Origin of the sequence: Psychrobacter sp. DM4 (assembly GCF_051307035.1) — a bacterium.
In the GTDB taxonomy this organism is placed as follows: Bacteria; Pseudomonadota; Gammaproteobacteria; order Pseudomonadales; family Moraxellaceae; genus Psychrobacter.
On record NZ_CP195536.1, the window covers coordinates 2,818,845 to 2,838,591 of the forward strand.

17 protein-coding genes are annotated in these 19,747 nt (G+C 42.8%); 1 reads left to right on the top strand and 16 read right to left on the bottom strand.

Going from position 1 to position 19,747, the window contains the following annotated elements; genetic code table 11:
• Positions 1-13 precede the first annotated feature (13 nt).
• The 8 genes from ACR64G_RS12090 to fmt all read right to left on the bottom strand — a co-directional run bounded on the left by ACR64G_RS12090 (position 14) and on the right by fmt (position 8,797).
• Positions 14-517, bottom strand: coding sequence for a hypothetical protein (locus ACR64G_RS12090; protein ID WP_435979520.1), 504 nt, complete (start codon positions 515-517; stop codon positions 14-16).
• Between the two features lie 159 nt (positions 518-676).
• Entirely contained in the window at positions 677-1,195 is a 519-nt protein-coding gene (locus ACR64G_RS12095; RefSeq protein WP_435979521.1) for a GbsR/MarR family transcriptional regulator, read from the bottom strand.
• A gap of 142 nt (positions 1,196-1,337) precedes the next feature.
• Entirely contained in the window at positions 1,338-1,964 is a 627-nt protein-coding gene (locus tag ACR64G_RS12100; RefSeq protein ID WP_435979522.1) for an L-threonylcarbamoyladenylate synthase, read from the bottom strand.
• A gap of 77 nt (positions 1,965-2,041) precedes the next feature.
• A complete protein-coding gene (gene dprA / locus ACR64G_RS12105; protein WP_435979523.1) occupies positions 2,042-3,250 on the bottom strand; it encodes a DNA-processing protein DprA in 1,209 nt (402 codons plus the stop codon).
• A 40-nt stretch (positions 3,251-3,290) separates the two neighbouring features.
• Positions 3,291-4,388: a LysM peptidoglycan-binding domain-containing protein gene (locus tag ACR64G_RS12110; protein WP_435979524.1), complete on the bottom strand. Its 1,098-nt coding sequence runs from the start codon at positions 4,386-4,388 to the stop codon at positions 3,291-3,293.
• 271 nt (positions 4,389-4,659) lie between these two features.
• Positions 4,660-6,078: a threonine synthase gene (gene thrC / locus ACR64G_RS12115; protein ID WP_435979525.1), complete on the bottom strand. Its 1,419-nt coding sequence runs from the start codon at positions 6,076-6,078 to the stop codon at positions 4,660-4,662.
• A 50-nt stretch (positions 6,079-6,128) separates the two neighbouring features.
• Entirely contained in the window at positions 6,129-7,604 is a 1,476-nt protein-coding gene (locus ACR64G_RS12120) for a transcription antitermination factor NusB (protein ID WP_435980722.1), read from the bottom strand.
• 134 nt (positions 7,605-7,738) lie between these two features.
• Complete coding sequence (fmt, locus tag ACR64G_RS12125; RefSeq protein ID WP_435979526.1) at positions 7,739-8,797, bottom strand: methionyl-tRNA formyltransferase; 1,059 nt, start codon at positions 8,795-8,797, stop codon at positions 7,739-7,741.
• A 233-nt stretch (positions 8,798-9,030) separates the two neighbouring features.
• On the opposite strand from fmt, the gene ACR64G_RS12130 reads away from it, so the two are divergent.
• Positions 9,031-11,814 carry a response regulator gene (locus tag ACR64G_RS12130; RefSeq protein WP_435979527.1) on the top strand — a complete coding sequence of 928 codons (2,784 nt, stop codon included), beginning with the start codon at positions 9,031-9,033 and terminating at the stop codon, positions 11,812-11,814.
• An 8-nt stretch (positions 11,815-11,822) separates the two neighbouring features.
• Here the strand turns inward: ACR64G_RS12130 and ACR64G_RS12135 are convergent, their stop codons facing one another.
• The 8 genes from ACR64G_RS12135 to rpmH form a co-directional block, all read right to left on the bottom strand.
• A complete protein-coding gene (locus ACR64G_RS12135) occupies positions 11,823-12,479 on the bottom strand; it encodes a riboflavin synthase (RefSeq protein WP_435979528.1) in 657 nt (218 codons plus the stop codon).
• Positions 12,480-12,839: 360 nt separating this feature from the next.
• Complete coding sequence (gene ribD, locus ACR64G_RS12140; RefSeq protein WP_435979529.1) at positions 12,840-13,895, bottom strand: bifunctional diaminohydroxyphosphoribosylaminopyrimidine deaminase/5-amino-6-(5-phosphoribosylamino)uracil reductase RibD; 1,056 nt, start codon at positions 13,893-13,895, stop codon at positions 12,840-12,842.
• A gap of 84 nt (positions 13,896-13,979) precedes the next feature.
• Complete coding sequence (nrdR, locus tag ACR64G_RS12145; RefSeq protein WP_435979530.1) at positions 13,980-14,447, bottom strand: transcriptional regulator NrdR; 468 nt, start codon at positions 14,445-14,447, stop codon at positions 13,980-13,982.
• A gap of 33 nt (positions 14,448-14,480) precedes the next feature.
• The gene (gene mnmE, locus ACR64G_RS12150) at positions 14,481-15,899 is read right to left on the bottom strand and encodes a tRNA uridine-5-carboxymethylaminomethyl(34) synthesis GTPase MnmE (RefSeq protein WP_435980723.1); all 1,419 of its coding nucleotides are present in this window, start codon (positions 15,897-15,899) and stop codon (positions 14,481-14,483) included.
• A 191-nt stretch (positions 15,900-16,090) separates the two neighbouring features.
• Entirely contained in the window at positions 16,091-17,767 is a 1,677-nt protein-coding gene (gene yidC, locus ACR64G_RS12155; RefSeq protein WP_435979531.1) for a membrane protein insertase YidC, read from the bottom strand.
• Between the two features lie 281 nt (positions 17,768-18,048).
• Positions 18,049-18,411, bottom strand: coding sequence for a membrane protein insertion efficiency factor YidD (yidD, locus tag ACR64G_RS12160; protein WP_435979532.1), 363 nt, complete (start codon positions 18,409-18,411; stop codon positions 18,049-18,051).
• Position 18,412: 1 nt separating this feature from the next.
• Positions 18,413-18,784: a ribonuclease P protein component gene (gene rnpA, locus ACR64G_RS12165; protein ID WP_435979533.1), complete on the bottom strand. Its 372-nt coding sequence runs from the start codon at positions 18,782-18,784 to the stop codon at positions 18,413-18,415.
• Positions 18,785-18,963: 179 nt separating this feature from the next.
• A complete protein-coding gene (gene rpmH, locus ACR64G_RS12170) occupies positions 18,964-19,098 on the bottom strand; it encodes a 50S ribosomal protein L34 (protein WP_007394757.1) in 135 nt (44 codons plus the stop codon).
• Between the last annotated feature and the right edge of the window lie 649 nt (positions 19,099-19,747).

Here is a 19,747-nt window from a genome sequence, read left to right on the forward strand (position 1 = left end):
GATGATTTGTGCATTATCTATCTAATCTTGCTGTATAAAATGTATCATTACCGATATCGTGTGCTTTTCTACCGCTGTTGTCAAAATGGCTTTTAGTGAGTTTAGGTAAGGTAAAGTAGCCCGCTACCGTAGAGTTAATACCACCAAACAACCCGCCGATCAGCATAAATATGAGTAAGACTAAGATCTCCGATAAAGACCCTATACCTAGATATAACACTATAAAAGCGACATAAAGCGCTGACACCAAAAACCCTGTCAAAAAAGTAATCTTTGTAGCATTTTTTGCTCTTTGCTTTAGCTTGATAAAAGCTAATATACAGGCTGTTATAAATGCGGGTAAAAATCCAAACAATCCCACGTATATCAGAGGCTGAAATCCTATCTGCGCAAGGCTTGATTCTCTGAAAATAATTAAGATGCTAAGCTCTGCTATCACTCCACCAAGAGCACTACCAAGTGCTGAAAATAAAAGAACAACTTGTTGATAAGGGTAAGCCCCATTATTGTTTTTCATTGTATTTATCCTAAAAGTAACTTGTGAGCTTAGTATAAATATAGCGTTGGTGATGCCGATGAACTCTGTATGAATAACTGATGGAAAATAATTTTATTTATTTCTGTCCAAACAGAAAATAACACTTAAATTTTTATTGAGATCAATACGACTTGACTATTAACGCAAAACTTTTTTGATACTAGCGCCCAGCTTTAGTACCTTTTTAAGGATACTCGTTGGTAGTTTGAGCATCTCTGATGACCACGTGGTTAATGTACTGACGAACTCTTGCGTATCACGAATACGGGCTTTAACTTCGCTATTCTCATGTTCAAACTCAGGACTATCCATCAGCTCGTGTAAGAATTGGACAGTAGGATCTAGCTCTCGCTTTTGCCGTTCAACAACGATAATACGTGCCAGCTCCCAAACATCGGTATTGGTCGTAAAATGATCGCGGCGATCACCCAATATCGATACCTTTTGCACCAGTCCCCAATTCTGTAGCTCCTTAATACTATTAGAAACGTTTGAGCGTGCCACGCCTAATGTCTCTGTAATCTCTTCGGCATTCAACGGTTTGCCAATCACGTAGAGCAAAGCATGAATCTGTGACATCGTACGATTGACACCCCATTTAGAGCCCATTTCGCCCCAATGTAAGATAAATTTTTCGGTGACAGGGTTTAATTTCATGATGAATACGTACTCTTGACTTTTATGGTTTGTTTAAAGATATACTGCGCTATTCTTTTATTTCTGTCAATACTGAAATAATAAATATACGTTTTATTGTTAGTGACTTTTAATGAAGGCTGCTTTTATCAAATGACTATTTTTAACGGACGATTAGACCAGTAACTGCATCTCGTATTTGGCTTGGCTGCGTATAATTCAAAGTCTCCGCACTTAGATAACGTATTTTGTCATCAAAGTAGGCGCACGCTTCGGTGAGGGTTGTGGCAGGCGGCTGACCTGAAGGGTTACAACTGGTAGAGACAATAAAACCGTAAGGGTTAGTGGCAGACACTAGCCGCTGGCACAGCTGACGAATAAGAGGATGGGCGATGACTCTAACCGCAATGCTCTGATGCTCGCCCGTTATCCAAGAAGGAATAGTGCTGGTAAGCGTTTGAGAGATAGGCAAGAGCCAAGTATGGGCTTGCTGATGTTGGACATCTATACTATCGCCAATCTGCCAGCTATGGATAATTTGTTGACGCATACCTTTATCTAAAGGGTCTAACAAGGGCATTAAACGCTCAATGCTGTTGGTTATGACAATCATGCCTTTGCGCTGCGGGCGCTGTTTGATGTCCAAGATACGCCGGACTGCTGTCTTATCATAGGCGTCACAGCCAATACCCCAAACGCTTTCGGTTGGATAAGCGAGCAGTTGTCCTTGTTTAAGCCATGTAGTAGCTTGATCGACGGATTCGGTAACATTGGCTTTGTATGATGGCATAGAGTGAACGTTAAAAGTAGTGGACTGAGAACATTATAAAAAGGTCAATACCGTGAAAGGCGCGCTAAAAATTATAGCTATATACGCAGATAACGACCGCCCTGCTCACTAATGAGACCCAAGAGCTCAAGCTCCATGAGTTGACTAATAAGCTGCGAAGTTGTTAACGAAGTACTGGAAAGTAAAACATCTAAATCCTGACCATGCCAGTCAAGCTGCTCGTACACAGCAGCCAAATGCTCAGGTGTAACTACGTCAACCTTAGTCGTAGGAGCGGTGTTCGAAAGTTTTTGATCGTCTGGCAGGTAATCAGTGCTGTTATTGATGCGAGGTTTAGTTTTATTGACACTTGGATGAATTGATGGCGTATAAAGTTGGGCACTCACATCGTCCAATACTTGCTGCGGATGATATATCAAGGTTGCGCCTTCACGTATTAGATGATGGCAACCTTCAGCGTTGCTGTTGTCAATGTGACTGGGTACGGCAAAGACTTGCTTGCCCTGCTCTGAGGTCAGACGTGCGGTAATCAGTGAACCGCTTTTTATCGTCGCTTCGGTCACTATCGTGGCTAGACTCAGACCTGCGACCAAGCGATTACGGCGCGGAAAGGTATGCTTGTGCGGCTGGGTATGCGGCAATAGCTCACTGATAAGACAGCCGCCTTGCTCGATGATTTTGCTAAAGAGTTGATCGTGATGATTGGGATAGCTGATATTGATACCCGTACCCATAACCCCAATGGTGCGGCCCTTATACAGAGTATCCGTTTGCGTCAGTGCGCCTAAGTGCGCACACTTATCAACACCTATTGCCAGACCGCTAGTCACTACGTAGCCGGCTTGTACGAGATACTGTGCCATATCAAAGGTAATCTTTTGCGCATGAGTGCTAGGCTTGCGGCTACCAACAATAGCGATTTGAGGCTGCTGTAACAACGTATGATTACCACGATAAAACAACAATGGCGGTGGATCATATATTTGCGATAGTGATGTTGGATAATCAGGCTGATTGGCGAACAGGAGACCGTAGCGACCCTCTATCAGGGCTTGCTCAATTTTATCGAGATCAGTCTGTGTCTGCTCTGGGTTTTCATGGCGTTTGAGATGTGTATGGTGGATACCCAACTCTTGCCAAACGTTTGCTTTGGCTTGCCATGCCAGCTGCGCACTACCCAAATGACTAACCAGCTTATGATAAGCCGATAGTGATGCATTGACCTCATACCATAGCGCTAATATAGCGCGCTGATCTACTGATAAAAAAGGTCGTTGCATGGTCATGTGTCGTTTGCTCTTTTTAGTTTTTTACCTTCAAAAACTGTTATAAATAAGGCGGCGGTAGTAATTTATCACCCACATTGAGTGGCAAGTCAGAGCTTAAGACATAAGCATAACTGATATCGCTAAAGGTATTGAATACCATTAGCATACCGCTTGGCTCATTTGGTAGACGCACTGGCATATCGTTATCGATAGTGTCACGTACCAAAGCGCCTTGTTGGTAGATAGTCAAGACATCGCCAGGTTTTGCGCCTTGAGTACTGCCCAGATTGATAGCGACCACGCTACCTTTGGCCGCTGAGCTGATTGAATCCATGACGCGCACGATCATACCACCGCGATTGACTGTTGCAGGCTGAGGATAGAACACAGGCGGTATTGAGTTACCCAGCTCAACGAATACCCGATCGCCTTCACGCACCTCCTTGTCATGAGAGTCTGTCAGTTGCAAGCTGCTCACGCCGTTGGTAGCCACGCTCGTCACCATACCCGTTGCTACTTGGGTCACCTCTAACCCTATAATTCTTTGGCTCTTGGGGTCGATATATTTTTCGCCCTCGCGGTAGACGCCATAACGTTGACCGACAATTAAAGGAACGCCTTTTGCATAGACCTTGTCACCGCTTGCGGTAATCAAATTACCCGTTTTAGATGCCAAGACATATGGCGTACTCTCAAAGTCTGCTGGATTGACGATGATGGTTTTATCAAGCCAGTGCTGAATGGCAGAGCGCGGAATCGCAGGAATACTATTGGCGATCGACGTGATAGCGACCGCAGCGACCGCAACATTGCCTGTTAATTGCCTCTCAACGCCAGCACAGCCCTCGCCCGTATCAACACCAATGAGCGTTTTACCTTGAATAACGCACAAGATAAGAACATCGTTTGGATAAATGAGGTTTGGGTTTTTGATTTGCTTATTGGTCGCCCAAATATCTCTCCAGCGCCAAGGGCTATCTAGATATCGTCCTGATATATCCCATAAGGTATCGCCTTTTTTGACGATATAGCGATTGGGCGCATCAGCTTTGATCGTAGGTGGTGGATTGTTAGCATAAGCAGTCGTCAGTAGCATAGTGCTACTAAAAGCGGTGACAATAAAAGCCTTGGTTATGGCAGTGATGCTTATCTTCATTATTATATCCACAAAATATTGAGTTTATCGTAGGCAGTATAGACTGAGAGGATAGGCTTGATAGTGATCAAACAATCCTATGTAAAGCGTTCAAACTATAGGCGTACAAATTCTATATTTACAATAGTATGAACCATAGCATAATTTCGGACATATTTTTACAAAAATATATCTATTTTGAACTTTCATAGAGGCACTAACTGTCGTTACGATCTTTGTTTCATGTGGAACATTAAAATTATTGTTCCACATGAAACCATTATTAGAACTATTATACGTTTGCAGTCACGTACTTACGAATTTGCTCAGCGACCAGCGCTGCGTCATTAGCTAATACGATAACGTACTGCGGCAAATCTTCTAAGCCCTCAGTATGAGCAGGACGAGCAATATCGATCGGTCCAATGGACTCAACGATAGTATCTGAGAATTTGACGGGCAAAGCCGTTTCAGCACAGATGATAACCTCGCCATCTTGCTGTAGCTCCTTAGCTACTTTAATACCGTCAGCAGTATGCGGGTCTACCAGTTCACCGGATTGCTCATATAAAGCGCGAATAGTTTGCAGGCGATCCTCATGGGTTGATTTGCCAGCTGCAAAACCGTAGCGGGTATTAACTGTATCCATCGCGTCAGAGAGATCAAAGCCTTGTCCCGACTTGACGCCTTCGAACAACTCATGAACGCGCGTGCTGTCTTTATCTAATAATAGGTACACGAAGCGCTCAAAATTAGAGGCCTTGGAGATGTCCATCGACGGGCTTGAAGTGATATAAGTCTGCTCGGTGGGGCGCGGCTGATAACCTCCTTTGTTGAAAAAGTCATTCAGTACATCGTTTTCATTGGTCGCGACGATTAGACGTCCAATAGGCAAACCCATCTCGCGAGCAATGTGACCGGCACATATATTACCGAAATTCCCTGACGGTACGCTAAAGCTCACACACTCATCATTACTATCGGTCACCGCAAAGTAGGCTTTAAAATAATAAACGATTTGCGCCAGTATACGGCCCCAATTGATAGAATTGACTGTGCCTAGATTATAGGCAGCTTTGAACTCTGCATCTTGCTGTAGCGCTTTGACAATATCTTGACAGTCATCAAACATGCCATCAATGGCGATATTGTGGATATTATCATCCGTCAAGCTATACATCTGCGCACGCTGAAACTCGCTCATTCGGCCATGCGGCGATAGCATAAAGACCTCAATATTCTCTTTGCCACGTAGTGCGTATTCAGCTGCACTGCCTGTATCACCACTGGTCGCACCGATAATCGTAATGCGAGCATCTTTTTTCTTCAGTACATATTCAAAAGCATTACCCAAAAACTGCATCGCAACATCTTTAAAGGCTAGCGTTGGACCATTTGACAAGCCTAAAATGTATAAATTATCGTCAAGTTTACGAACGGGAACGATTTCTTTATTACCAAATACTTCAGCAGTATAAGTGCGGTCGATAATATCTTTTAAATCAGCTGCAGAAATGTCAGTTGCAAAGCGCTGCATAATTGCCAATGCCAATTCTGGATAGCTAAGCCCACGCCATTTATCGAGAGTATCAGTATCAATCGCTGGATAATGCTCTGGCAGCATCAAGCCGCCATCAGGGGCAAGGCCTAATAAAAGCACATCGCTAAAGTCCATCGGCTCAGTCTGACCCCGGGTACTGATATATTTCATTATTTTTCCTACCTAAAATAAGAGTGTCTGATAGTGCGTTGAATCGTTGTTTACTTCGCCGTCTTTTGCAATAACGCATAATAAAACCCATCGCCGCCATCGCTATCGATGGGCAGGCATTGACGACCAATCTCTTGACTAATACCCCAGTTGCAAGCATCGGTAAATTCAATTGCCAGCGCATCGTCATGATGTTTGATAAAGTCCTGCATCTGCTCAACGTTTTCTTGCTTTAAAATAGAGCAAGTCACATAGAGCAGATAGCCACCAATTTTGAGCTGTGGCCATAAATTATGCAAGATATCTGCTTGTAGTAATGCTGTCTGCGCCATATCTTCTTCGTTACGCAAGATGCTGATATCAGGATGACGACGGATAACGCCTGTTGCCGTACAAGGAGAATCAAGCAAAATAGCATCGAACATGGCTAGGTTTTCATCTTTAGCTTGCTGCCAGCGAGTGGCATCTGCACAAACGACATTGAGATCAATGTGTTCGTTTTGATCTTGGTCGAGGTGTAAGCGCTCTAAGTTTTCATGAATACGGGTAATACGCAGCGCTTCGTTATCGATAGCGGTTAATTTAATGTCAGCATCATTTTGTTTCACATGAAACAAAGACTGCTCATCGTTAGAACTTATTAATTCCAACCAATGAGCAAGCTTACCACCAGGGGCTGCGCAAGCATCTAGCAGATGAATAGCAGTAGTCGATGCACCCTCTTCGCGCGCGACAGTTATCTTTTGGACAAGCGCTTGGTTGATGAGTACGGCAGCGAGCTGAGCATGCATGTCTTGTACACTGGCAGCGCCATCGCTAAATTGCGGTAAATGACTTACCGCGGTACTTTGCTGCAAGCGCAGAGCTTGTGATGACATTTGGGTAACGGTAGCCTCAGCTTGATCTGCTAGCGGGTTGTTCAAAACTAAACCACTACGCAGCTCAACTACATCGTTACTGATATCGGCATCTATAAGCATTTGATGGTAGTCATTTACCAAATGGATGTTGCTATTAGCGCGCAAAAACATAGGCGCCGCTTGACGCAGTCCTTGAGTAAGCTCATTGTAATATTCGCTCCAATCTTGCTTGATCTGATACGCAAGCCAGTTAGGTAAGCTATGATTCTTGTCACATTTTTTGCGAAATTTATTGGGGTTTTTAGCGATTTTACGTAAGATCGCATTGACCAAACCTGTGGCATGGGCGAACTCTATCTCTTTGATCGCTTCAACGGTTTCGTGAATCGCGGCGTGATCGGCGACTTCTAAATACAGCAGTTGCACCATACCAACCTGAATCGTCGTACGTACTTCTATCTCTTCGATAGGGTTATCCGCTAGACTATCGAGCAATCGCTCTAGCGCGTACCACTGACGCAAAGTCGTCAACAGTAGCGCATGAGCGAAGCCTTTGTCTCCATCATGCAAGCTATTAAGTAGAGGATCGAGCACGCTTGCGAGGGATTGGCCATTTTGAATCGCGAGCAAAGTGCGAATGACGCGCACGCGCACGCTGCCGATCATTTTTAGGTTGCTCGATGGCTTGGATTTTTTGCTGTTGTGATTAGACGCGGTTTGGTGTCTCATGATACTTAGATGTCCTATATACGAAATATGATTTGCGCCTGTTTATTTTTGCTTCGATGTTTAAAAAAACATTAGTCAGAGTCACTAGCGAATTTATCGCCATCATCAAGTTGGTTGCCGTGACAGATTTGTTCAGCGCTGACAGGTTTGCTGCCTGCAAATTGTAATTGGGTAATTCGTAGGGTGCTAGCTTGGGTTGAGCTTTTATCAGCTTTTTGACCCTCATCAAACCCACATGCGACCAAAATAGCTTTGCGTCCGACACTGATGATCGTGCCCGCAGGCTTGTCTGTTGGTTGCGCATCATTCACAGGCAGACTCTCTAATATCTTGACCCGCGCACCATTCAAAAAAGTATAAGCACCAGGCCAAGGGGTCAGACCGCGTATCTGACGCTCAATAGTTGCAGCATGCTGCGTCCAGTCGATCTGCCCTTCTGTCTTGACGAGCTTCTCAGCATAATTGGCTTGACTATCATCTTGCACGATTGCTTGTGCTTGGTAATGTGACAGGTCTTTTAATACCGTACTAATAGCGTCAGCGCCCAAACGTGCCAGCTTATCATGCAAACTTGACGCACTATCCTCTGATTCAATAGTGCAGCTGACTTTATAAATCATATCGCCAGTATCTAGCCCCTTATCCATCTGCATAATAGTAATACCCGTCTTGTCATCACCTGCCAATAGTGCACGATGAATAGGAGCGGCCCCGCGCCAACGGGGTAGCAAAGAGGCGTGAATATTTAGGCAGCCATAAGTCGGCGTGGTCAAAACACCAATCGGTAAAATAAGTCCGTAAGCTGCAACGATCATTATGTCAGGCTGATAAGTGCACAGCGTTTGTCTGGCGGCCATACCTTCAACCGACGATTTTTTGAAAGTAGCGGGCTGCTCAACTGGAATGCCATGTGACAACGCTACTTGTTTGACTGCTGACATTGCCAGCTTTTGACCTCGGCCTGCTTTGCGATCAGGCTGGGTGTAGACAGCAACGATGTCTACTCCTAGCGATTCTTGCTCGGTGATTAGCGCCTCAAGACTGGTTGCCGCAAACTCAGGTGTCCCTGCAAACACAACTCGGAGTGGACGATTTAAGACTGCTTGTTGAGTGCTAGTAGATAAGGACATATTAGGGCTTGGTAAAGGAGTGATTGAGCTATTATAAGTGAGTTTTCTATATTGCGCCATGTCTGTACTAGCGCCTTATCTAGGCTAGGGCAAAGCATCCATTCGTTTTTTTTACTAAAATAGCGAGGTCAAACCGATGACAAGGGTTTAGTATGGTTGTTATACTCAAATGTGTTATCAGTTTTGTTAGTCGCCTCTTATAGGATTTGGTACTGACATAGGATCCTGCTTTTATGCAACAGTTCCAATCCTTACAACGCTTGCTGCTATTTTATACAGTAACGCTGACAGTAATGTTGGCGTTGTACTATGCCATGATCTTTAGTGAGCTCAGAACTTTTAGCAAGCAGCATAGCATTGATACTTTTGACGCTCTACAGTACGATTTTGTTAATCATGATGACAACGTTACTGACCTTGATGTCAAAAAATTACTAGATAAACCTTATTTTCAAGATTTGAGCTATCAGCTCATATTTATGCTGCCCTCGAGCCAGACTTTTATTCATAGATACACTCGTCCCAATGATAGTACGATATCGACCGTTGTCTTTCCTACGATCTCAACTCCTACCAAGAGCAGTAGTAATAGCGCCTACCTACTGACAGCCGTTGATCTAAAAGGCACCATCAAGCTCCAAAACGGTCATCAGCTCTACGTTATGATCAAGCATCGCCCTGTCGAGATGGACTGGATATCTTATCAATTCTGGCTCCCTTTGATGACAGCGCTCTTTTTATTGACGCTCGCTTTACTCTATATGCTCAGACGCAATGCCAATTGGAGAGAGCTACTAAGTTATGCTGATAATTTGGGTAATAGTGCAAAAGAGTCCTATAGTCCGCAGCCCTTTTTAGAGAGTAACACTACCACTGAATTTATGCGTTTAGGGCATGCACTTAGCCGTATTAGCTATCAGCTGCACAACAACTATCGCAGTATAAGAACGCTCAATCATCGTCTTGAGCGCTTGGTTGAACAAGCACCGCTACCGATGCTCATGCTCATGCGCCACGGTCAGATCAGTTTTTCTAATAAACGTTTTGAGCAAGTATTTGGTATCTCATCTGATCCTAATCATAGCTACCAGTTAACTGAGTTTGTCTCAGGACTTGATGATGCCACTCAGCTATGGCTCAAAAACCTATCGACGCAGCGTGTTATGCGTACTTTAACAGTAAAGAGTTTAAAGGATGAGCAAGCCTACCAGCTTCATATCACTCCTTGGTTTGGTGATCACGGACAAATTCATGGGTTTACCATACTTTTAAACTCTATCAACGACTTTGTCAAACAAACGGAGCGATTACAACGTCATAATCAAAGTTTGCAAAGGCAACTCAACGAGGCAAATAGAACCAAAGCTATTATTCATCACGAGCTTACTACACCTTTGGATAAAATAACCAGTATGATCCAATCGATAGAACCTAATACCTCATTAAGTAAAGATCTCGATATATTGGATGACATCATCCGATTAAGTAGTACCATGTCAAATAAACTTAACGAGGTGCTAAGTAGTACAAAAACAGAAAGCCCAAAATCAATGGTTACCAATAAACCTGTAGATATCTTTGTCCTTGGCAAGCAAGTGATTGCTGATATTACGGATAGAGTACATCAACAAAATCTTGAGCTTTTGTACTTTTTTGCCCCAAACTGTCCACGTTATATTAGTACTGATGGCGCTAAACTAAAACAGATACTGCTCACTCTATTAAAGGACGCTATTGGCGCTACTGACTTGGGATGTGTCTCATTGACCATTGATGCCATCTCTAACATGAGCGCTATACCAGACGAACAACCACAAGCTTCTATAATCAATGCGCTTGATAATAACTCCTGCTATTGGGTGCGCTTCACTGTGCAAGACACGGCAACTAAAAAGCTTCACAAAAAGCATATCCATCCTTACTACTATCTAGAAGAGGCGCAAAAATCAACTCAGCAAAACTACTATAGCAGCAAGCTAAGAATGGCCGCTATCGATACCTCAGCTCAGTTATTGGGAGGTTATTTTGATTTTGGAGATCGCTTAAATAAAGAATTAAAGGATGCCTCAAATGAAATTTTTGACAAAACCACTTCTAATGAGGTCAACAGTACTATTCTCTACTTACCGTGTCGCCAGCCCGACTATACGCCGGTATATTTTGTTAACGATAGCTTATCTGACGTACACCTTATCGCTATAGTTAGTCATCAAATGTACGCCCAGCATTTACAGCATCTATGCCAGTATCTGTCCACGAAATGTAGCGTTTATACAAGTATTGATCAGATAGAGGATATAAAAAGTCTGGTGCAAAAAGAGCAAAGCCTTGTGCCTATCATTCTATTAGACTTTGAGCTTTATGAGACTACTTATAACCAAGCGTTGGATGATAGCAAAAAATCTAACAATCAAGCCGATATCATAAGGTTTTTAGATGAGTTGCTCACTGAAAAATCACTCTCAACCTTACTGTTGAGTCGCAAATGTGCACGTCGCATACCTGCGACTATCCTTGATCGTTTTGATGGTTTTTTAGACAAACCTTTAGATGTGAGCTTATTATTATCTGAGCTCAAACGCATTGCCCTGTTAATAAAAAAACCTCAAGAAACAGTTATACCCGCTCTCACTAAAACGACAGAACCAGAGTTATTATCACCATTAGTACTAGTCGTTGAGGACAGTCCAACCAATCAAAAGATTACTTGTAAATTACTCAAAAAACTAGGGTATCGTAGCGTCGTGGCAGATGATGGACAAAAAGGGCTGGCGCAATTTGAGGCTCAAAATGAGCATATTGACCTGATTTTGATGGACTGTCGTATGCCTATTATGGATGGGTTCAAAGCCACTCAAGCCATTCGCGCACAAGATAGCAATATTCCAATTGTTGCTCTCACAGCCAACAACACAGAGGCTGATAGAGAGGCTTGCTTTCGAGCAGGAATGAATGACTTCTTATCTAAGCCTATCAATAAAGATAATCTACACGCGGTTCTACAAAAGTTTATTTAACCTGATGATTACTTCATGAAACCATTATCAGCTAAGAACGCTTCTGTGATTTTGTTTTTTGGACTAGCAGGTGTTTTGTTCAATAAGCGCTCAAGATAACGCGCGACAATATCAACCTCAACATTGACTTTATCTCCTACTAGCCAGTGCTTGGCAATATTAGTCACTTGTGCGGTATGCGGAATGATATTTAGCGAGACGATATTATCTTTGACTAGGTTGGTCGTTAGACTTATACCATCTAGAGTAATGGAGCCCTTGGTTGCCGTGTAATGAGCCAAATCTTCTGGAATAGCGATCTCGATGTAGATAGAACGCGCGTCTTGCTGTAATTTTACGACTGTACCTACACCATCGACATGGCCTGAGACAATATGACCGCCAAATCGAGTCGTTGGTAACATCGCTTTTTCTAAGTTAACAATATCGCCAGTTTTTAGTCCTTCAAGAGCCGTATGAGTCATAGTTTCACGTGAAACATCAACCGAATAGTAGTTGCTACCTCTGTCTACTACCGTGAGACAAATACCGTTGGATGCTATAGAGTCTCCGAGCTTAACATCGCTAAAGTCCAGATCATCAGACTCTACCGTCAAGCGTATATCTCCACCTACCGATTCCATAGATTTTATTTTACCTATACTTTCTATAATTCCTGTAAACATATGAACCTCGTGTGTACCTGCTCAATATAGAGCAGCTATTAAATTAACATGTATTTTGATGAGTTAGATATCTAATGCAGATAAATATAAAGTCTAAAGTTGAGTACTAGATTACGTATACATTTATTAGAGTTATCCACAATACGACTCTATCTTAGAAGATATATAAATAAACAGTAATTAAACATAAGTTATTGATTAATATCAACTTATTATGGAATGATTAAGATGATAACTTATTTAGTTTCATATGAAACAAAGTTATACACAGTTTCATGTGAAACTAAACGCTGTGAAAATACAGTTATTAACCGATATTCAAACACCTTTGCTGTGGATAACTTGTTGATAATCTTTTAGTTAAGTAGGTCGTAAAGTTAGCTTTAAGTCAGAGCCAATTTTCTCAAAATTATGATACTCAAAACGTAACTGCTGTGCCAAGGATATGGGATTACTATCAATCATAGGACGTGATTTTGTTCCCAAGATACAGGGTGCTTGATAAACAATGAGCTCATCTACTAGTTGCTGTTCTAAAAAGCTCGCTGCTACATTAGCGCCAGCCTCTACCAGCACATCATAGCAGTGGTGCTCACTTACCAAATATTTCAACAACTCTATTAAGTTATCACGACGCCAGTAAACCGTATCGACACACTGACACAGCTTATAATCAGATCGCAAGTCATGTGTTAAGCGCTCGCGTCTGTCCAGTATAACGATAACAGGCGCGGGCACTTGCTCTGATGGTACGCCTAACTGATTGGAGCGTACGTTGAGCTGTGGATTATCTTTAATCACCGTCTCGCTACCTGTGATAATCGCACCGCTTAAGGCTCGCAGTTTTTGAACATCTGCGCGAGCAGCTGATCCTGTAATCCACTTCGACTCCCCGGTTGCCATTGCCGTACGACCATCAAGGCTAGTAGCAATTTTGAGACGTACAAAAGGCATTTGCGTGCGCATAGCCTTTAAGAACCCAAGATTTAGTGCTTCTGCTTGCTCAGTGAATACCCCAACTTTTACTTCGATATCTGCTTGCTCAAGTAGACTTACGCCGCGTCCAGCGACCTGCGGATTGGGATCAAGGCCAGCTATGACCACGCGCTTAATGCCAGCCTTTATTAACGCTAGCGCGCAAGGGGGCGTACGCCCAGTATGACTACAGGGCTCCAAGGTCACGTAAGCCGTAGCACCAGCAGCTTGCTCCTTGGCATCGTTGAGCGCGAACACTTCTGCATGCGGCCTACCTGCTTTGGGATGATACCCTTGACCGACTATTTGTCCTGCTTGCACGATGACGCACCCTACGGCTGGATTGGGCCTAACCGTGTACAAACCAAGTTTTGCCTGCTCGATAGCAAGCATCATAAAGTAGCGGTCTTGGGCGTCTTGCGTATGATCTAAGGATGGCATAAGTAACAGCTTAATAGAGAATGCAAAGTTTAAATACAAAAATAATAAAAGGGAGAGATTGATACATTCCAAGTGGCTTATATGTTACTTACCAGATTTATCATTGGGCCGGATGTTAGCAATTTCCTGATGAAAAGCATCAATATCTTGAAAGTCACGATAGACACTAGCAAAGCGAACATAAGCGACATCATCTAAAACTTTGAGTTCGCTCATGATGATCTCACCTAAAACCTTACTGTTGATCTCGCGCTCACCCATTTGCCTAATACGTTTTTCGATACGGCTAATCATTGCCTCTTGCTCATCAAGAGTAATAGGACGCTTTTGTAGCGGCAATAAAATTGAGCGACGCAGTTTTTCATTATCGTAAGGCACAATCTTACCGCTTGATTTGATAATACGCGGCATGACAACCTCTACCATTTCAAAGGTGGTAAAGCGCTCTTGACAGCTATTGCAAGAACGGCGGCGACGTACTTGCGCGCCTTCTGCGGCCAAACGTGAGTCAATGACCTTCGTCTCTGAAGCGTTACAATAAGGACAATGCATACTGCATCCTTTTTTTAGTGTTGCAATGTGTACTCACTTACCTATACAAAAACTACCAAATATCTTGCCCAGTAGATCATCAGCATTGAATTCACCTGTGATCTCACCTAAGCTTCGCTGAGCTTGACGCAAACTTTCAGCGACTAGTTCACCTGCTGTAAATACCGTAAGCTGTTCGTGCGCCTCGTTCAAGTAATCAGCGGTACGTCTGAGAGCATCTAGATGACGAGTACGTGCAATCAAACTATTTTCTGGTGGGTGAAATCCTACTTTATCACATAACGTTGCTATCAGATGATCGATACCGACGCCTGTTTCACATGAAACATTAATCTGTTCATAGCCTTTACTTCGCATCTCATTTTCGGTGTTAAAAGCTATGTTTTCGTTACCCTTATCGTTTAACAAATCGCTTTTGTTAGCGATAATCAGTAAGCGCTTAGCATCAGGGAGCTTGCCAAATAGCTGCTTTGCGAGCTGTAAAGGTGTGCTCTCACTCTCAAGGTCACGAGTTACATCATAGACCATAAGTAGTATGTCAGCTTGCTCAATCGCTGTGCGAGCGCGCTCAATGCCTATGCGCTCTACGGTGTCTTCGGTATCTCTTAGACCTGCGGTATCAGTCAGATGTAGTGTCAGACCATTGAGCACAACCGTCTCATTCAACGTGTCTCTAGTGGTTCCTGCGACCTCTGTGACAATAGCACGCTCTTGTCCCGCTAATCGATTGAGTAGACTTGATTTGCCAGCATTTGGCCGGCCTGCCAGTACGACATGAATACCATCACGTAACAACTGCCCTTGTTTTGCGGTTGCCAAAACTTGCTGTATCTGCGCCTGCACCTGTTCAAGCTTGTCTTGTATGATGCCATCGGACAAAAAATCAACGTCTTCTTCATCAGGGAAATCGATAGCCGCTTCAACATGCAAACGCAGATGAATTAGTTGCTCTAATAGCTGATTAATCTTGTGTGAAAACTCACCACTCAACGAGCGAATAGCACTACTAGCAGCCGCGGCGCTAGTTGCATCTATAGCATCAGCGATAGCTTCTGCTTGCACGAGATCGAGCTTATCATTATCAAAGGCACGATAGGAAAACTCACCTGCTGTTGCCTGCTGCGCGCCAAGCTCAAACGCTCGTGCTAACAGTTGATTCTGTAGTATCACCCCGCCATGACCTTGTAGCTCGATGACATCTTCACCCGTAAAGGAATGCGGCGCTTTGAAATACAGCACTAAGCCCTCGTCAATAACCGTACCATCTGCTTGATAGAAACGGCAAAAGCTCGCCATACGTGGCATAAAGACGGATTTGCCAGTCAATTTACAGGCAATGCTATAAGCATGCGACCCTGATAGACGAATGACGCCTACGCCTGCGCGTCCGAGTGGCGTTGCAATAGCAGCAATGGTCGACAATCCAGAAGCAGTTGGCGGCTCAGTTGACATTAGCGGCGTAGCGATAGAATTCACATCTATTCTCAATAGCTAAAAACATCATTATAGACGGCTGTAAGGAGACTGACAAAGCAAACTTCGTATCAGTATTCATTACCGATATTTTGTTAAACAGTAAAACTATAACCATAAAAAAACCACCGCTTAAGCGATGGTTTTAAGACGTTACAGAAAGTATGAGATTAGCTGAGCACTTTCACTGTGCGACGCTTTTGCTCCTCTTCAACTTTTTTGTTGACGATATACTGCTGCGTCATACTAAATAAGTTATTCACTGTCCAGTACAGTACGAGACCGGCTGGAAAGAACAACATAAATGCGGTAAAAATAATCGGCAAAAACTTCATTACTTTGGCTTGCATCGGATCAGCAGGCTGCGGGTTAAGCTGCTGCTGAATAAACATTGACGCACCCATGAGAAGAGGTAAGATAAACCAAGGATCCATCGCGGATAAATCCTGAATCCATAGTATCCACGGAGCGTGGCGCAACTCAACACTTTCGACAAGCACCCAATACAGTGCTAAGAAAATGGGCATTTGCATGAGTATTGGCAAACATCCTGCCATTGGATTGACTTTTTCTTCTTTGTAGATGCCCATCATCTCTTGCGACATCTTCATGCGATCGTCGCCATGTTCTTCTTTGAGCGCGGCTAAGCGTGGAGCTAGCGCACGCATCTTCGCCATCGAATAGTAGCTCTTGTTTGAGAACCACATCAGGGCAATCTTAACCAGAATAGTCAGTACGATGATTGACCAGCCCCAGTTGCCAAGTACTTTGTGAATACCATCGAGGATGGCAAATAGTATCTTAGATATTGGCCATAACAATCCATAATCAACGGTTTGATTAAGACCTACCGCAACATCTTTGAGCTCAGACTGTACTTTTGGTCCTGAGTATAACGTTGCATTTAACGTCACTTGCTTGTTTGGTGCAACGTTGACAGGCTGACTATTAAAACCAATAAAGTAATCATTGCCTGTTTCACGTGAAAAGAACTTACCTGTAAAGTTCTCAGGTGTCCATGCTGAAACAAAATAATGCTGAACGATGCCTACCCAGCCTTCATCACTGGTCACTGCCAACTGCTCGCTAAAGTCCTTAAATTTAAGCTTGTTGTAAGGATCATCAGGGGTACCCCAAGCACCGCCTAGATAAGTGGCCATACTTAAAGCACCTTTATCAGACATGCCTGGATCTTTACTATCATCACGTTTGAGCTGCGCAAACATCTGTCCTTGCCATGCTGCTGTAGATGCGTTTTGAATCTGATAACTGACGTCAATAGGGTATTTGTCTTGTGTAAAGGTAAAGGTCTTGGTAATCGTCACACCATCTTTTTGATAAGTAAGTGGCACAGACAGTGTTTGTTGGCCTTCTTCCATAACATAGTTATTAGCGGTATGGCTGTAGTTAGCGCGACCTTCTGCGGTATCAATACCATCTTGACCAATCAGACCAGACTGCGCCACATAGATACGATTGCTGTTACTCTCTAGTAATACAAAAGGCTCATCACTGTCGAGTGTCGCATCATACTGCTTAAGCGCTGCGTACTCTATATCGCCGCCCTCAGGATTTATTTTAATGTCGTAACGGTCAGTGGTCACTGTGATAAGAGATGTATTGCTAGACGGCGCGGCTACGATACTATTATCAGTAGGTAGTGTTTGTACAGGAATGTCCCCTGCCGCACCAGTAGTCGCTGGTATATCAGCACTTACCGATGCTGCGGGTTTAGACACAGTATCCACAGCAGGTGCATCAGCGTAATCGTCACGCCATGCTAATATCAGCAGATAAGCGGTGATCAGCATTGCAATAATGATCATCACCCGAAGTATCTTTTGCATAAACCTTTCCTAGATTAAAAATTAGGGAGCGAAATGTTGAGAGAGATATCATGGCAGTTATAGCAAACATTTTACTATTGCTTGTCTAAAAAGTAGAAACATAAGCAGCCACTGACACAAAATGTGCACTATTTTACTAAACATTCACTATAAATGATACCAATAGCCTAAATCGCTGACTATGTAGATACGTTGGGGATAACTTTGCCTATTAGAGACATTTCTATCTAAAAGTGGATCAGTTGCTGTGGATAACTATATCGACTTATCCACAATAACCCCTAGCTCTTTATAATTAGACTATTCAAACGAGCAACATAACTTATGTCATCTCGCCAAACGCCCAAACCTTGACTCAGTAGAGGGGTAGGTAAATATCGATAGCCGTAAGAAAAAAGCGGCAAAGGTACAAAATCGATGCCGTGTCCTCCTAACGGATGGCAACGACTTAAACGCTTTAACAATAGCCAACTACCCGACCAAGGACCGTACCATGCCAAAGCTTGTTTGCCATACTCTGAACAAGTTGGGTAATAGCGACAGCGAGCAGGTAATATTGGACTTAGTATTTTTTGATAAAGGGTAATAACAAAATTAAATAACTTTTGAAAAATATTATTAAATCTATCTTTAATTACACTCATTTTATTTTTTTTCTATCTTTTTAAGAATATTATTAATCTCATCTATTAACTCTTTTTTGTCTAAGTCTTTTACTGATTTTTTAACAATGAATACAATATCTTTGTTTTTCAGTTTAAGAGATTTCACTCGAAACTGTTCACGTATTTGACGTTTGATTAAGTTTCGAGTAACCGCAGTAGGAACTTTTCGTTTGGTAATCGCCATACCAACTCGTGGCTGCTCATAAATATTATCACGTACAAAAGCCATCAGATGACTTTGATGAAGCTTTTGATCAGGGGCATCAAACACCGCCCGAAAGTCATCAGGCTTTAGTAGACGCTGCGTTTTGATGAAGCGGGTAGTAGGTACTGCTAAGACAGTGTTGGACATAGTACAGCCTAAATAAGAAGCTAATAGTGCTATCAAGAATGATAGTACAAAATATAGAGACAAAAAAAGCGCCTATAGGGGCGCTTTTGATACATGGTTCAAAGGTAAATAGAGTCTATCTTATTATCACACTAGATATTCAATGAGAACCTTGATCCATAGTTGTTATAACGTGCTAGTTATACAGTAAGACGATGACGTCCTTTAGCGCGGCGACGTGCTAGAACCTGACGGCCCTTTTTGGTTGCCATACGAGCACGGAAACCGTGAGTACGTTTACGCTTAATCACGCTGGGTTGGAATGTACGTTTCATAACTCACCTATCAAAATAATGGACTAAATTCGTAATAGCGGAGGATTATACCACTCAGTAGTAATTGGGTCAATCAACTAATTTATTTAATCATTTTTGTATTGTCAGTCAGTAGTATTATCGTTGATAACGTTATTCAGTTCCTACTCATCTTGAGTTTAACTCTGACCCGTATCGAAAAGTTATCCACAGGAAAAGTCGTTTTCCATAATAATTAATAATTAATATATATAAGTATTGTTGTTATTGGTGCCCTAATTATCTGGGGTTAAGTCTAATAATTTATTATTTATCAATATACTAGACTAGGGGTAACCCTGTGTATAACCTGTGGGTGAAATATGGATAACTCTGATTTTTGACTTATCCACAAAAGTATCCACAGCCTTGTCCACAAGAAAATAGATGTTATCCACAGGTGATTCATGCTAGATTAGTATCTATTAAGTGAATGAACTATCATTCATTGTGCTCTGTGCTCTGTGCTCTGTGCTCTGTGCTCTGTGCTCTGTGCTCTGTGCTCTGTGCTCTGTGCTCTGTGCTCTGTGCTCTGTGCTCTGTCATTAGAGCGAGGTAATAAAAACAAGTTCTAGTTATTGACAACGTATATCTAGCGCATCGTTTTTAAGCTAAAAGGTTAATTTTTTTT

What these genes read in the sequence shown, in the direction of transcription:
- rpmH (WP_007394757.1), bottom strand. Translation starts at nt 19,098, where the DNA reads ATGAAACGTACATTCCAACCCAGCGTGATTAAGCGTAAACGTACTCAC.
- ACR64G_RS12090 (WP_435979520.1), bottom strand. Translation starts at nt 517, where the DNA reads ATGAAAAACAATAATGGGGCTTACCCTTATCAACAAGTTGTTCTTTTA.
- fmt (WP_435979526.1), bottom strand. Translation starts at nt 8,797, where the DNA reads ATGTCCTTATCTACTAGCACTCAACAAGCAGTCTTAAATCGTCCACTC.
- ACR64G_RS12100 (WP_435979522.1), bottom strand. Translation starts at nt 1,964, where the DNA reads ATGCCATCATACAAAGCCAATGTTACCGAATCCGTCGATCAAGCTACT.
- rnpA (WP_435979533.1), bottom strand. Translation starts at nt 18,784, where the DNA reads ATGTCCAACACTGTCTTAGCAGTACCTACTACCCGCTTCATCAAAACG.
- yidC (WP_435979531.1), bottom strand. Translation starts at nt 17,767, where the DNA reads ATGCAAAAGATACTTCGGGTGATGATCATTATTGCAATGCTGATCACC.
- ACR64G_RS12095 (WP_435979521.1), bottom strand. Translation starts at nt 1,195, where the DNA reads ATGAAATTAAACCCTGTCACCGAAAAATTTATCTTACATTGGGGCGAA.
- thrC (WP_435979525.1), bottom strand. Translation starts at nt 6,078, where the DNA reads ATGAAATATATCAGTACCCGGGGTCAGACTGAGCCGATGGACTTTAGC.
- dprA (WP_435979523.1), bottom strand. Translation starts at nt 3,250, where the DNA reads ATGACCATGCAACGACCTTTTTTATCAGTAGATCAGCGCGCTATATTA.
- ACR64G_RS12135 (WP_435979528.1), bottom strand. Translation starts at nt 12,479, where the DNA reads ATGTTTACAGGAATTATAGAAAGTATAGGTAAAATAAAATCTATGGAA.
- ACR64G_RS12130 (WP_435979527.1), top strand. Translation starts at nt 9,031, where the DNA reads ATGCAACAGTTCCAATCCTTACAACGCTTGCTGCTATTTTATACAGTA.
- ACR64G_RS12110 (WP_435979524.1), bottom strand. Translation starts at nt 4,388, where the DNA reads ATGAAGATAAGCATCACTGCCATAACCAAGGCTTTTATTGTCACCGCT.
- mnmE (WP_435980723.1), bottom strand. Translation starts at nt 15,899, where the DNA reads ATGTCAACTGAGCCGCCAACTGCTTCTGGATTGTCGACCATTGCTGCT.
- yidD (WP_435979532.1), bottom strand. Translation starts at nt 18,411, where the DNA reads ATGAGTGTAATTAAAGATAGATTTAATAATATTTTTCAAAAGTTATTT.
- nrdR (WP_435979530.1), bottom strand. Translation starts at nt 14,447, where the DNA reads ATGCATTGTCCTTATTGTAACGCTTCAGAGACGAAGGTCATTGACTCA.
- ACR64G_RS12120 (WP_435980722.1), bottom strand. Translation starts at nt 7,604, where the DNA reads ATGATCGGCAGCGTGCGCGTGCGCGTCATTCGCACTTTGCTCGCGATT.
- ribD (WP_435979529.1), bottom strand. Translation starts at nt 13,895, where the DNA reads ATGCCATCCTTAGATCATACGCAAGACGCCCAAGACCGCTACTTTATG.